This is a genomic window from Streptosporangium sp. NPDC004379, assembly GCF_042873875.1.
Taxonomy (GTDB): Bacteria; Actinomycetota; Actinomycetes; order Streptosporangiales; family Streptosporangiaceae; genus Streptosporangium.
The window spans coordinates 59,724-72,653 of record NZ_JBIAMC010000012.1 but is presented as its reverse complement, the minus strand read 5'-3'; the positions used below and the strand labels follow the sequence as shown (position 1 = coordinate 72,653).

The window sequence follows — 12,930 nt, the reverse complement described above, 5'->3', positions numbered from 1 at the left end:
CTATCCAGCAGGGCTCTTCGTCAACCGCGCCCACCGCAGGTCGGAAACGGTTCCCCGCCGTCAGCCGACCACGCCCGACTCCCAGGCCCAGGCCGCGGTCTCCACCCGGTTCCTGGTCCCGAGCTTCGCCTGGATGCTGCCGAGGTGCGTCTTGACCGTCGACAGCGAGACGAACAGCTCCGCGGCCACCTCCTGGTTGGACCGCCCCCTGGCCACCAGGCGGACGACGTCCAGCTCGCGCTCGGTGAGCGGCTCGGCGGGCGGCCGGCCGCCGCCGGACCTGGGCCGGGCCAGGTGCGCCAGCAGCCGCACGGTGACCGACGGCGACACCAGGGAGTCCCCGGCCGCCGCCGCCCGGATCGCCTCGATCAGCAGCGTCGGCCCGCTGTCCTTGAGCAGGAACCCGGTGGCCCCGGCCCGAAGCGCCCCGTAGACGTACTCGTCCAGGTCGAACGTCGTGACGATGACCACCCGCATCGGGTCGGCGACGCCGGGCCCGGCCAGGGCGCGGGTGGCCTCCAGGCCGTCCAGCAGGGGCATCCGGATGTCGAGCAGGCACACGTCGGGCCGCAGCCTGCGCGCGTGCTCGACCGCCTCGGCGCCGTTCGCGACGGTCGCCACGACCTCCATGTCCTGCTGGGCGTCCAGGATCATCTTGAACCCGGTCCGTACCAGTTCCTGATCGTCAGCGATGAGCACCCGAATCGTCACCCGATGGATTCTGCCAGCCGTACCGGGGGCTCGGACCCTCGCATCGGAACACCCCGGACACCGGCCACGGAACACCCCGGACACCGGCCACGGGACGCCTCCGGAGGCCGGCCCCGGAACCCGCGCCGCCTGTTCCCCGGGATCCGCGCCCCCGGCCGCAGGGAGGCGCGGACCCCGACTTTCGGCCGAGGCCGGCGGGCCCGGATCGGACTCCCGGCCGATCCGCCGCGGCCCCCTCGGGCGGAAGAGTCGTCGCCATGAATGTTGTGCTTGAAGGGGCCGGCCTGGTCAAGCGGTTCGGCCCGACTGTGGCGCTGGGCGGCGTCGGGCTGGCCGTCCGGGGCGGCGAGGCCGTAGCGATCATGGGACCGAGTGGGTCGGGCAAGTCGACCCTGCTGCACTGCCTGGCCGGGATCATGAAGCCGGACGAGGGAGAGGTGCGCCTGTTGGACCGGCGGATCGACGCGCTGGGTGAGCGCGAGCGCAGCGCCCTGCGCCGCACCCGGTTCGGGTTCGTGTTCCAGTTCGGCCAGCTCCTGCCCGAACTGCCCGCCGACGAGAACGTGGCGCTGCCGCTCATGCTCGGCGACGTCTCCCGGGCCGACGCCGTACGGCGGGCCCGCGAGTGGTTCGCCCCGCTCGGCCTGGCCGGGATGGAGGGACGGCGCCCGGGTGAGCTCTCCGGCGGTCAGGCGCAGCGGGTGGCGATCGCCAGGGCGCTCGTCACCCGGCCCGCGGTGATCTTCGCCGACGAGCCGACCGGCGCGCTCGACCAGGTCACGGGACAGGAGACGATGCGCCTGCTGGTGGAGGCCACCAAGCACAACGGGGCGTCGCTGGTGGTCGTCACCCACGACCACGGGGTGGCCCGCTGGTGCGACCGCGTGGTCGAGGTCCGCGACGGCCGCGTCCTGCCCGGCCGGCCGGGACCTCGGGACGCCGGGTCCCCCGCGCCCGCAGCACCTGCCGCGCCTGCCACGGTCGTCATGCCCACCGCGCCCGCGGCGGCCGGTCCGGGCGGATGGGACCGGGAGACCGGAGCCCCGGTGCCGCCCGGGGCGGACCGGTGAGCGCGATGGGCAACCTGGTCGGACTGGCCTGGCGGCTGCTGCGCGGCGGGGGCCGCCGCGGCCTGCTGGGCGCCGGGCTGACCGCGGCGGCGGTGGCGATCAGCACCGCGCTCCTGCTGTTCACCGTGGCCGTCAACTTCGCCTTCCAGGGCCGGGCCGACCGGGAGGCGTGGCGCAACCCGGTGGCCGCCGCGGACGGGACGGCGGCGGCGGCGGCCGAGTCGGTGCGCACCGACCACGTGCGCGGCCGGCGGATCACCGTCGTGAACCTGACGGCGCTGAAGCCGGACGCGCCCGCTCCGCCCGGCCTGACCCGCTTCCCCGCCCCCGGAGAGGTCTGGTTCTCCCCGGCGCTCGCAGAACTCGCCGGGAGTCTTCCCGCGGACCAGCTCGCCGACCGGTTCCCGGGCCGGCGCGCCGGGACCGTCGAGGAGGGGACGCTGGTCCACCCCGGCGAACTCCTGGTCGTCCGCGGGCAGTCGGCGGACTCCCCGGAGATGACCGCCAAGGCGCCGGGCCACGACGACCGGGACCGCGGTCTCGGGCCGGTACGGATCTCCTCCTTCGCCGGGCAGCGCACCGACGAGGCGATCGGCTACCAGATCCTCGGGGTGATCGCCAGCGTCCTGATGGTCGTGCCGCTGCTGGTGTTCGGTGGCGCCGCGGCCCGGCTCACCGTGGCCCGCCGCGACCAGCGCCTGGCCGCGCTCCGGCTGGTCGGCGCGACCCCGGGGCAGGTCGTCACGATGACCGTCGCGGAGGCGGTGATCACCGCGTTCTGCGGCGCGCTGCTCGGCCTGGCCCTGTACGGGACCTGCTCCCCGCTGCTCACCGGGATCGAGGTGGCCGGCGGCTCCTGGTTCCTGGCCGACCTGTGGCCGGGCGTGCCGGCGGTGGCGGGCGTGCTGGCGGCCGTGCCGCTGCTCGTCGGCCTGTCGGCGGTGGCCGGGCTGCGCCGCGTCGTGGTCAGCCCGCTGGGCGTCGCGCGGCGGGAGACGCCCCCGGCGATGCGCTTCGTCCGGGTCGTCGCGCTGCTCGCCGCCCTCGCCACGGTGCCCGTCGTCGGCGGCATGGGGGCGGGCGTGGGGATCTTCGCCCTCTCCCTGGGGCTGGCCTTCGGCGCCGTCAACCTCGCCGGTCCCTGGGTGGTCGGCCGGATCGGCCGGATCGTCGCGCGCACCGCGCGCGGCCCGGCCCGGCTGCTGGCCGGCCGCCGCCTGATCGACGACCCCAGGTCCGCCTGGCGGACGGTGAGCGGCGTCGCCATGATCGGATTCATCGCCGGGTTCATCGGCCTGCTCGTCCCGGACAGCGGCCTGCTCGGCTCCCCCGACGCCGCCGTCCTGCGCGTCTCGGCGCCTCCCGTGCGTCTCTCCGAGGTCGCGGGCCAGGCCCGCGAGCGGCTGTCGGCGGCCGGCGTCCCGGCGGCGGTGCGGACGACCGGCGGAGGCGAGGGCCGCGAAGGCGGACTGAAGGTCGTCGCCGTCACGCCCCGCGCGCGCGACGCCGCGACGCTCGACCGGGCCCGCACCGCGCTGTCCGGCCTGGTCCCGGGCGGCGTGGCCACCACGGCGGCCGACGACCAGCGGGCCAGCAACCGGGTGATCGGCGACATCCGCACCGGAGTGGTCGCCGTGCTCGCGGTGTCCTTCCTGGTGGCGATCGCCAGCGCCGGGATCACCGCCGCCTCCTCGGTCCTGGACCGGCGGCAGACCTACGCGCTGCTCAGGCTGGCGGGCACCCCGCTCTCGGTGCTGAACGCGGCCCGCCGGTCCGAGACGCTCATCCCGCTGACGGTCATGGGCGGCGGCACCATCGCGGCGGGCATGCTCTGCGCCCTGCCGTTCGTGTACGCCGCGATGAACACGAGCGGGCTGATGGTCCTGCTGACCTGCGTGGTCCTCGGCTTCGCCGGGGTGGCGGGGGCAGGGGCGGCCAGCGCTCCGCTGCTGCGGTCGGTCACCGCCGACCCCGCGCCGCGGCCGGACTGACCCCGCGCCGCGGCCGGACCGACCCCGCGCCGCGGCCGGACCGGACGTCGGGCCGGGGTGCCGGGCCGGGACCGCGGCGCGGAGCGTCAGCCCAGGACCAGGTCGCGGATCGTCCGCAGGGCGTCCTCGTCCCGCGGGCCCATCACCAGCAGGCTGGTGACCGGGCTCGCCCGCCACACGGCGAGGCGCTCGCGGATCCGCCCGGCCGGGCCGACCAGGGAGATGCCGTCGGCCAGTTCGTCCGGGACCGCCGCGAACGCCTCCTGCCTGCGCCCGGCCAGGTAGAGCGCCTGGATCCGCTCGGCCGCCTCGCCGTACCCCATCCTGGCGACGATGTCGGAGTGGAAGTTGCGGCCCTTGGCCCCCATGCCGCCGATGTAGAGGGTCAGCATCGCCTTCACCGCGTCCAGGGCGCCCCGGACGTCGTCGGTGAGCAGTGTCATGACCATCGCCGCGATGTCGAAGTCCGGAGCCGCCCCGGCGAGCGACGGGCCGTACATCTCGCCGATCCGCTCCGGGAGCGTGAACAGCGGCAGCCAGCCGTCGGAGATCTCCGCGGCGAGCGCGACGTTCCGGGGGCCTTCGGCGCCCAGGTAGACGGGGATGTCGGGGCGCAGCGGACGGGTGATCAGCTTCAGCGGCTTGCCGAGGCCGGCGCCGCCCGGGTAGGGGAGCGGGTAGTGCTCGCCGTCGTGCGTCACCGGCTCCTCGCGCCGCCAGACCTTCCGCATGATCTCGACGTACTCGCGGGTGCGGGCCAGCGGCCGGGGGAACGGCACGCCGTACCAGCCCTCGACCACCTGCGGGCCGGAGGCGCCGATCCCGAGCAGCAGCCTCCCGCCGGTCAGGTGGTCCAGCGTCATCGCGGTCATCGCGGTCGCCGCCGGGGTCCGGGCCGAGAGCTGGACCACCGAGGTGCCCAGCCTGATCCGGGACGTACGGGCGCCGTACCAGGCCAACGGGGTGAAGGCGTCGCTGCCGTACGCCTCGGCGGTCCACACGGAGTCGTAGCCCAGCCGCTCGGCGGCCTGGACGAGCGGCGTGGCGTCGGAGGGTTCGCGCTGCCAGTAGCCGAGGTTCAGTCCGAGCCTCAGATCGGCGGTCATGGGGGCCTCCCGCGAGAAGTCGTGCGCCTACCCGATGAGAACACGTTCCAGTGGTGGTGGTCGAGGGGGAGGTGTCGGCGTCGTGGCAGGTGGGAAACGTGAGCTTGTGCTGAACACCGCCCGCAAGCTCCTGTGCCTGACGTTGCTGTCCGTCCTCGCGGCGGCGTCCGGACTGGCCCCCACGGCGGCGCAGGCCGTCCGGCGGCCGAACATCGTGTTCATCCTCACCGACGACCTGGAGGCCGGGAACCTCCACCTCTTCCCGAACATCTGGAACCAGCTCGTCCTCGCCGGGACCGGCTTCGAGCGCTTCTTCGTGTCGAACTCCTGGTGCTGCCCCTCCCGCTCGTCGATCCTGCGCTCCCAGTACGTCCACAGCCACGGCGTGCTGACCAACACCGGCCCCGAAGGGGGTTTCGAGAAGTTCTTCACCTCAGGTCTGGAACGTTCCACGATCGGGACCTGGATGCAGGACGCCGGGTACCGCACCGGGCTGATGGGCAAGTACCTCAACCACTACCCCGGCGGAATCGCCCCGCCGGACCACGTGCCGCCCGGCTGGGACGAATGGGACGTCCCTGTACGCAACCTCTACAAGGAGTACGACTACGCGCTCAACGAGAACGGCACCGTACGGTCGTACGGCTCGCTGCCCGAGGACTACCTCGGCGACGTGCTGAGCGAGAAGGCCCAGACGTTCGTCTCCCAGCCGGGCGACCAGCCCTTCTTCCTCTACCTCGCGCCCATCGCCCCGCACAACCCGGCCAACTGCGCGCCCCGGCACGCCGCGGCGTTCCCCTACGCGACGGCGCCGCGGACGCCGTCGTTCAACCAGGAGGACGTCTCCGCCGAGCCCCTCTGGATGCGGATGCGCCCGCGGTTCGGCGCGCTCGCCACCCAGCGGATCGACGAGCGCTACCGCCGGAGGCTCCGCGCCATGCTGGGCGTGGACGACATGGTCGGCGCCCTGGTCGAGACCCTCAGGGCCGCCGGGAAACTGGACGACACCTACATCTTCTTCGGCTCCGATAACGGGTTCCACCTGGGCCAGCACCGGCTCCAGCACGGCAAGACCACCCCGTTCGACGAGGCGATCAAGGTCCCGCTCGTGGTCCGCGGGCCGGGCGTGCAACCCGGCGGCGTCGTCGAGGAGATGGGCGCCAACGTCGATCTCGCCCCGACCTTCGCCGACCTAGGCGGGGCACGGCTGCCCTCCTTCGCCGAGGGACGGTCCCTGGTGCCGCTGCTGCGCGGCCGCACGCCCCCGTCCTGGCGGCAGAACGTGCTGCTGGAGTTCAACCGCCCGTTCAACCTGAGCTCGGCCCGCCAGACGCCGGTCCCGGAATACCGGGGGATGCGGACCGCCCGCTACACCTTCGTCCGCTACGCGACCGGGGAGTACCAGCTCTACGACCTCGTCACCGACCCCTACCAGCTCCACAACCTCGCGGCCGGGGTGCCGCCGTCGGTGATCTCCGCGTTCGACCGGCAGCTCGACGCGCTGGCGACGTGCTCGGGCGCGTCGTGCCGGGTGGCGGACTCCGTCCGGCCGCCCTCGATCACCGGCACCGTCCCGTCCCCGGCGTCCTCACTCGGGCCCGTCTCCCTGGGGGTCCCCGGCCCGTCGTCCGGGGTCGTCCCGGTCCCGGTCTCCGTGACCTCCGGAACCTCAGGGGACACGCCGGGAGCGGCCCTCCGGCCCTGACCCGCACCCTTCCCGAGGCTGCGGAAGCCGGACAGGTAATGTGTCCCGTCACACTCGGGAAGGAGTGCCTTGCGCGTCGCCCTTTTCGTCACCTGCGTGAACGACACGCTGTTCCCCGGCACCGGGCAGGCGACCGTGACCCTGCTGCGCCGCCTGGGATGCGACGTGGACTTCCCCGCGGCGCAGACGTGCTGCGGCCAGATGCACGTCAACACCGGCTACCTCGCGGAGGGCAGGCGGCTGGCACGGCACTTTGCGGACGTCTTCGCCGGTTACGACGCGGTCGTGGTGCCGTCGGGGTCGTGCGCCGCGATGGTCCGGGAGCAGTACCCGAAGCTGGTCCGCGCCGCCCCGGACGGGCCGGAGGTCCACGAGCTGTCGGAGTTCCTCCTCGACGTCCTCGGCGTCGAGGACGTCGGCGCGTACTTCCCGCACCGGGTGACCTACCACCCGACCTGCCACTCGCTGCGCGGCCTGCGCCTGGGCGACCGGCCGCTCCGCCTGCTGGAGCGGGTGCGGGGCCTGGAGCTGGTCCCGCTGCCCGAGGCCGAGGAGTGCTGCGGCTTCGGAGGGACCTTCGCGGTGAAGAACCCGGCGGTCTCCGCGGCGATGTGCGCCGACAAGGTGCGCAACGTCATGGACACCGGCGCGGAGGTGGTCTGCGCCGCCGACAACTCCTGCCTGATGCACATCGGCGGCGCCCTGCGGCGGCAGCGCACCGGGGTGCGGACCATGCACCTCGCCGAGATCCTCGCCGCCGTGGAGGATCCCATGGAGAACACCATGGAGAAGACCATTGAGAACCCCGCGGAGGACGGCCGGTGAGCGGGAACGCCGCGTTCCTCGGCATGCCCGCGTTCCCGCGCAACGCGGCCTCCGCCGTACAGGACTCCCAGCTCAGGTTCAACCTCCGCAAGGCCACGCGCACGATCCGCGGCCGGCGGGCCTCCGTCGTCGCCGAGCTTCCCGACTGGGCGGAGCTGCGCGCCGCGGGCCGGCAGATCAAGGACCACACGCTGCGCGACCTGGACCGTCACCTCCTGCGGCTGGAGGAGACCGTCACCGCGGCCGGCGGCCACGTCCACTGGGCGGCCGACGCCGCCGAGGCCAACCGGATCGTCACCGGCCTGGTCAGGGCGACCGGCGAGACCAGCGTCGTCAAGGTCAAGTCGATGGCCACCCAGGAGATCGGGCTCAACGAGGCGCTCGGCCGCGCGGGCATCACCGCCTACGAGACCGACCTCGCCGAGCTGATCGTGCAGCTCGGCGACGATCGGCCCTCGCACATCCTGGTCCCCGCCATCCACCGCAACCGCTCGGAGATCCGCGAGATCTTCCGCGCGAAGATGGCGGACTGGGGCCGCCCGGCGCCCGGCGGGCTGACCGACGACCCCCGCGCCCTGGCCGAGGCGGCCCGCCTCCACCTGCGGGAGCGCTTCCTGTCCACCAGGGTCGCGATCTCCGGTGCCAACTTCATGATCGCCGAGACCGGCACGCTGGTGGTGCTGGAGTCCGAGGGCAACGGCCGGATGTGCCTGACCCTGCCCGAGACGCTGATCAGCGTGGTCGGCATCGAGAAGCTCCTGCCGACCTGGCGCGACCTGGAGGTCTTCCTCCAGCTGCTGCCCCGCAGCTCCACCGGCGAGCGGATGAACCCCTACACCTCCACCTGGACCGGTGCCGTCGAGGGGCAGGAGTTCCACCTGGTCCTGCTGGACAACGGCCGCACCCGGGTCCTCGCCGACGAGGTGGGGCGGCAGGCGCTGCGCTGCATCCGCTGCTCGGCCTGCCTGAACGTCTGCCCCGTCTACGAGCGCGCCGGCGGCCACGCCTACGGCTCGGTCTACCCTGGCCCGATCGGCGCGATCCTCACCCCGCAGATGCGCGGCATGACCTCCGAGCTCGACGCCTCGCTGCCGTACGCCTCCAGCCTGTGCGGCGCCTGCTTCGACGCCTGCCCGGTGGCGATCGACATCCCCGAGGTCCTGGTCCACCTGCGGGGCAGGGCCCGCCACCCGCGCGCCGAACGTCTCGGCATGCGCGCCGCCGGATGGGTGTTCGACCGCCCGGCGCGTCTGGCGGGGGCCCAGCGGCTCGCCGGGCGGTTGCGCCGTTTCGTCCCCGGACGGCTGCCCGGTCCGATGGCCGCCTGGACCGACACCCGCGACCTTCCCGACATCCCCGCCGAGTCCTTCCGCGACTGGTGGAACCGTACGGACGGAGGCACCCGATGAGCGGGAGCAGAGAGCTGATCCTGGCCAGGATCCGCGCGGCCGTGGCCGGGGCGCCCGACGTGGAGATCACCCGCGCCTACCGCGGGACACGCGACCTGCCCGGCGCGGTGGAGCTGTTCGCCGAGCGGGTGGCCGACTACCGCGCCGCCGTGCACGTGGTGGCCGAGGAGGAGGCGACCGCGACGATCACCGCGGCGCTGGCCGGACGCGGCGCCGCCCGGATGGTCGTCCCCGCGGGCCTGCCCCCGGAGTGGACGCCCCCCGAGCCGGTCGCCGACGATCCGCCGCTGAGTGCCGCCGAACTGGACACCGTGGACGGTGTGATCACCGGATGCGCGGTGGCGATCGCCGAGACCGGCACGATCGTGCTGGACGCCGGCCCCGGGCAGGGACGGCGGGCGCTGACCCTGGTCCCGGACTACCACCTGTGCGTGGTGCGGGCCGATCAGATCGTGGCCGACGTGCCCGATGCCGTCGGGCGGCTCGACCCGGCCCGGCCGCTGACGTGGATCAGCGGTCCCTCGGCGACCAGCGACATCGAGCTGAACCGGATCGAGGGCGTGCACGGCCCGCGCGTGCTGGAAGTGATCGTCATCCACTGACCGTCCTGTCCCGTTCCGTTCCGTTCCGGCGCGGCGACGGTACGGCCCGGCGTCGGGTGAGGTGTCGCGGTGAGGTGGTGAGGCGTCGCGCCGGGGTGTCGCGGTGAGGCGGCGTGCGGCCCGGCCGGCCGTTCCGGTCCATGGAATTCCGGACGTCCTGCCTGGTCGGCCCCGGTCCGGAGGGATCGGCCCGGATCGTCGCCCGAAGGGGCGAAGAGGCGCCGTGCCGCTTTTGGACAGTCCGTTACCTGCTCGCGCCGCCGCGCCATCGGATATCCTCGCCACTCGCGACCGAGTGTCCCCGGGTCGAGATCCACCGCGTACTGCCAGGTCAAGGTCATTGGAGTCCCTCCTTGATGAAACCGCCGCTGCTGCTCGTCGGGCAGGGCTCGCACGATGATGCGGGTTCCGCGGAATTCGGCAGGTTCGTCCACCGGCTCCGCTGCCGTCTGGACCGGACGGCGGCCGACGTCTCCGGCGGATACACCAGCAAGGCCAGGCCCCGCCTCAGCGACTCGATCGCCTCGCTGGTCGCCCGGGGACATCACCGGATGGTGGCGCTGCCGCTGAGCCTCATCGAGGACATGCGCGCCGACGCCGACCTCCTCTCCGTGATGGCCCTGGAACAGAAGCGCCATCCGACGCTCTCCTGCGACTACGGCCGCCCGCTCGGTCCCGACCCCCGCGTGCTGACGCTGCTGGCCGAGCGCCTGGCCGACGCCGCCGCCGAGGTCGCCAGCCTCCGCCTGGTCCCCGCGGCCGCCGGTCCGTTCGACGACGAGCCCGAACGCATCGAGATCGGCGAGACCGCCGTGGTCCTGGTCGGCGACGGCTCCACCAGCCCCGCCGCCAACGCCGACGTCCACCGGGTCTCCCGCCTGTTCTGGGAGACGCACGCCCACGAGTACATGACCGTGGAGACGGCGTTCGTCTCCCTCACCCCGCCCGGTGTCCCCGGCGGTATCGAGCGCTGCCGCCGGCTCGGGGCCAAGCGCGTGATCGTCGTCCCCTACCTGCTGTTCGGCGGCGGGGTGCTCGACCGCGTCTGGGCCCAGGCCATGGCCTACGCCGCGGGCCACCCCGACCTCGACGTCCGGTGCGCCGACGTCATCGGCGACTGCGAGGGCCTGGCCGACGTGGTCGTCGACCGCTACGAGGAGGCGCTCGGCGGCGTCATCTGCTGACGGCCCCTCCCGCCTGGAAGGCGGGGGATCCGGCGCGGCGTGTGTCCTCGCCGCCCGGCGCCGGGGACGTCCTGCCGGGGTGTCCTAATGTTGCCGCATGCGACGAAGGACGGGGCCGGCGATGGCCGGCGCTGCGATCCTGGTCTGGGGCGAGTGGCTGAACCGGCGCTGGTCCCGGGCCCTCGTGGGAGACGGCGAGGGCGACTCCGAGGCCGTGGTCGTGCTGGGCTATCGGAACCCCCAGGCGACGGCGAACCTCGTCAATCGCTGGCGGGTCCGTGCCGGCATCCGCTCCGTCTCCGCCGACCGCGCACGCGACACTCGCGTGATCTTCAGCGGCGGCGCCGTCGGCGGTGCCGTCCCGGAGGCCCGGCTGATGGCCGACTACGCGAAGTCGGTGCTCGGGTTCGACGGCACACTGCTCCTTGAGGAGCAAAGCGCCACGACGTGGGAGAACATCACGAACGTGATCCCGCTGCTTGAGGGCGCCGACCGCATCAAGATCGTCTCCCAGCCGGCTCACGCGCTCAAGGCCCGCGCGTATCTGCGGCGGCAGCGTCCTGATCTGGCCAGGAGGCTCGTACGCGCGGACGACTACCGCCCCGGCGAGTGGACGGCCGTCAAACCGCTGCTGGCCCTGTACGGGCTCTGGACGCTCCGGGGTATCAAGGCCGGCGAACGGAAGGTCTCGCTGCGGGGCCTCGAAACCGTCGCGCCGCCCGGGAGGGGTTCGGGGCGTTCACGCCACGGAGCGCGGGGTTCCACGGAACGCCAGGGTTCCACGGAACGCCAGGGTTTCGCGGAACGCCGGGTTTTCGCGGAAACTGAACGGCATGACCCTCCTTGAGCAGACCATCACCGCGATCAGGCCCGCCGACCCCGCCGCGCTGGCCGCGGCCAGGTCCCACCAGGACAACCTGACCAAACCCCGCGGATCCCTGGGCGCCCTGGAGGAGGTGGCGGTACGGCTGGCCGGAGCCGCCGCGGTCAACCCGCCGCCGATGCCGTTCCCGGCGGCGCTGGCCATCTTCGCCGCCGACCACGGCGTCCACGCCCAGGGGGTGAGCCCGTGGCCGCGGGAGGTCACCGCCCAGATGGTCGGCAACTTCCTCGCGGGCGGCGCGGTGGCCAACGCCTTCGCGGCCCAGGTCGGCGCCTCGGTGACGGTCGTGGACGTCGGCGTCGCCGCCGACCTCGAACCGGCGCCGGGCCTGACGGTCAGCAAGGTCGCCTACGGCACCGCCGACATGTCGCAGGGGCCGGCGATGACCGCCGATCAGGCGGTCGCCGCCCTGGAAGCCGGAATCACCGTGGCCCGAGACCTCGTCGAGCACGGCGCCCGGTGCCTGGTCACCGGGGACATGGGCATCGCCAACACCACGGCCTCGGCCGCGTTGATCTGTGCCTTCACCGGCCGGGACCCGAACGTCGTGACCGGCAGGGGGACCGGCGTCGACGACGAGACGCTGGCACGGAAGGTCGCGGTGATCCGGCGCGCGCTGCGGATCAACGGCCTGGCCGCCGGCCCGGCGGAGAGCGCGGACGCCCTGGACGCTTCGGAGGGCTCGGGCCGCTCGGAGGGCTCGTGGAGCTCGGACGGTCGGGGCGGTCCTGAGGGCTCGGGCGGCCGGGAGGGCTCGGGCGGCGCGTCCGGCGAAGCGCCGGCGCGATCGGCGCTGGAGACGCTGGCCGCGGTCGGCGGGCTGGAGCACGCGGCGATCGCCGGGTTCATCCTGGGCGGGGCCGCCGCCCGGGTGCCGGTCATCCTCGACGGCGTCATCGCGGGCTCGGCCGCGCTCGCGGCCGCCGCGCTGGCCCCCGGCTCGGTGGACCACTGCGTCGCCGGACACCGCTCGGCCGAACCGGGCCACGCCGTCGCCCTCGATCATCTGGGCCTGCGGCCCCTGGTGGAGCTGGAGATGCGACTGGGGGAGGGGACCGGCGGGCTGCTCGCCCACCCGCTGGTCTGCGCCGCCGTCAGAGTGATGCACGAGGTCGCGACCTTCGACTCGGCCGGGGTCACGGACAAGGAGGCGTGAGCCTTCCCCGATCCGGTGATCGGTGCGGGGCCCGCCGTACCGATCACCGGAGGACCCGGTGAGCCTGGAAGAGGTCGGGAGACCGGGAGGCCGGAGGAGGCCGGAAGGCCGGGGAGACCGGGCGAGATCACGGAAGGCCGTCCGGAGATCGCCTGAGACCCCGGAGGGACCGTGCGAAGGTTCCGGAGAGACCACGCGGAGGTTCCGGGGAGATCACGGAAAACGGAGGTTCCGGGGGGAGCGGGAAGTCGTGGGGGCGACGGGGATGTGTTCCTTACCCTGTTGGGA

At 73.8% G+C, this 12,930-nt stretch carries 10 protein-coding genes and 1 pseudogene; 9 read left to right on the top strand and 2 right to left on the bottom strand.

The window, feature by feature from the left end:
* Positions 1-60: 60 nt before the first annotated feature.
* Entirely contained in the window at positions 61-711 is a 651-nt protein-coding gene (locus ACFYSC_RS24835; RefSeq protein ID WP_389966057.1) for a response regulator, read from the bottom strand.
* A 257-nt stretch (positions 712-968) separates the two neighbouring features.
* On the opposite strand from ACFYSC_RS24835, the pseudogene ACFYSC_RS24830 reads away from it, so the two are divergent.
* Both ACFYSC_RS24830 and ACFYSC_RS24825 read left to right on the top strand, forming a co-directional pair.
* Positions 969-1,625: pseudogene (locus ACFYSC_RS24830) on the top strand (ABC transporter ATP-binding protein); the annotation flags it as partial.
* 161 nt (positions 1,626-1,786) lie between these two features.
* Entirely contained in the window at positions 1,787-3,772 is a 1,986-nt protein-coding gene (locus ACFYSC_RS24825; RefSeq protein WP_389966502.1) for an ABC transporter permease, read from the top strand.
* A gap of 86 nt (positions 3,773-3,858) precedes the next feature.
* Here the strand turns inward: ACFYSC_RS24825 and ACFYSC_RS24820 are convergent, their stop codons facing one another.
* Positions 3,859-4,878 carry an LLM class F420-dependent oxidoreductase gene (locus tag ACFYSC_RS24820; RefSeq protein ID WP_389966054.1) on the bottom strand — a complete coding sequence of 340 codons (1,020 nt, stop codon included), beginning with the start codon at positions 4,876-4,878 and terminating at the stop codon, positions 3,859-3,861.
* A 106-nt stretch (positions 4,879-4,984) separates the two neighbouring features.
* Between ACFYSC_RS24820 and ACFYSC_RS24815 the strand changes: the two genes are divergently transcribed.
* From ACFYSC_RS24815 to ACFYSC_RS24785, 7 genes are all read left to right on the top strand, one after another.
* Positions 4,985-6,583, top strand: a complete 1,599-nt coding sequence (locus ACFYSC_RS24815) for a sulfatase (RefSeq protein WP_389966051.1) — start codon at positions 4,985-4,987, stop codon at positions 6,581-6,583.
* Between the two features lie 69 nt (positions 6,584-6,652).
* Positions 6,653-7,408: a (Fe-S)-binding protein gene (locus ACFYSC_RS24810; protein WP_389966048.1), complete on the top strand. Its 756-nt coding sequence runs from the start codon at positions 6,653-6,655 to the stop codon at positions 7,406-7,408.
* Between the two features lie 23 nt (positions 7,409-7,431).
* Positions 7,432-8,817, top strand: coding sequence for a lactate utilization protein B (locus ACFYSC_RS24805; protein WP_389966500.1), 1,386 nt, complete (start codon positions 7,432-7,434; stop codon positions 8,815-8,817).
* The gene (locus ACFYSC_RS24800; protein WP_389966045.1) at positions 8,814-9,419 is read left to right on the top strand and encodes a lactate utilization protein C; all 606 of its coding nucleotides are present in this window, start codon (positions 8,814-8,816) and stop codon (positions 9,417-9,419) included. Before ACFYSC_RS24805 ends, ACFYSC_RS24800 begins: the two co-directional genes overlap by 4 nt.
* Positions 9,420-9,775: 356 nt before the next feature.
* Positions 9,776-10,603 (top strand): sirohydrochlorin chelatase, encoded by an 828-nt coding sequence (locus tag ACFYSC_RS24795; RefSeq protein WP_389966042.1) that lies wholly within the window; start codon positions 9,776-9,778, stop codon positions 10,601-10,603.
* 97 nt (positions 10,604-10,700) lie between these two features.
* Positions 10,701-11,450, top strand: a complete 750-nt coding sequence (locus ACFYSC_RS24790) for a YdcF family protein (protein ID WP_389966040.1) — start codon at positions 10,701-10,703, stop codon at positions 11,448-11,450.
* Positions 11,437-12,642 (top strand): nicotinate-nucleotide--dimethylbenzimidazole phosphoribosyltransferase, encoded by a 1,206-nt coding sequence (locus tag ACFYSC_RS24785; protein WP_389966037.1) that lies wholly within the window; start codon positions 11,437-11,439, stop codon positions 12,640-12,642. Before ACFYSC_RS24790 ends, ACFYSC_RS24785 begins: the two co-directional genes overlap by 14 nt.
* Positions 12,643-12,930 lie beyond the last annotated feature (288 nt).

Coding starts and splice junctions, on each gene's coding strand:
- ACFYSC_RS24825 (WP_389966502.1), top strand. CDS start 1,787: ATGGGCAACCTGGTCGGACTGGCCTGGCGGCTGCTGCGCGGCGGGGGC.
- ACFYSC_RS24820 (WP_389966054.1), bottom strand. CDS start 4,878: ATGACCGCCGATCTGAGGCTCGGACTGAACCTCGGCTACTGGCAGCGC.
- ACFYSC_RS24805 (WP_389966500.1), top strand. CDS start 7,432: ATGCCCGCGTTCCCGCGCAACGCGGCCTCCGCCGTACAGGACTCCCAG.
- ACFYSC_RS24800 (WP_389966045.1), top strand. CDS start 8,814: ATGAGCGGGAGCAGAGAGCTGATCCTGGCCAGGATCCGCGCGGCCGTG.
- ACFYSC_RS24795 (WP_389966042.1), top strand. CDS start 9,776: ATGAAACCGCCGCTGCTGCTCGTCGGGCAGGGCTCGCACGATGATGCG.
- ACFYSC_RS24790 (WP_389966040.1), top strand. CDS start 10,701: ATGCGACGAAGGACGGGGCCGGCGATGGCCGGCGCTGCGATCCTGGTC.
- ACFYSC_RS24785 (WP_389966037.1), top strand. CDS start 11,437: ATGACCCTCCTTGAGCAGACCATCACCGCGATCAGGCCCGCCGACCCC.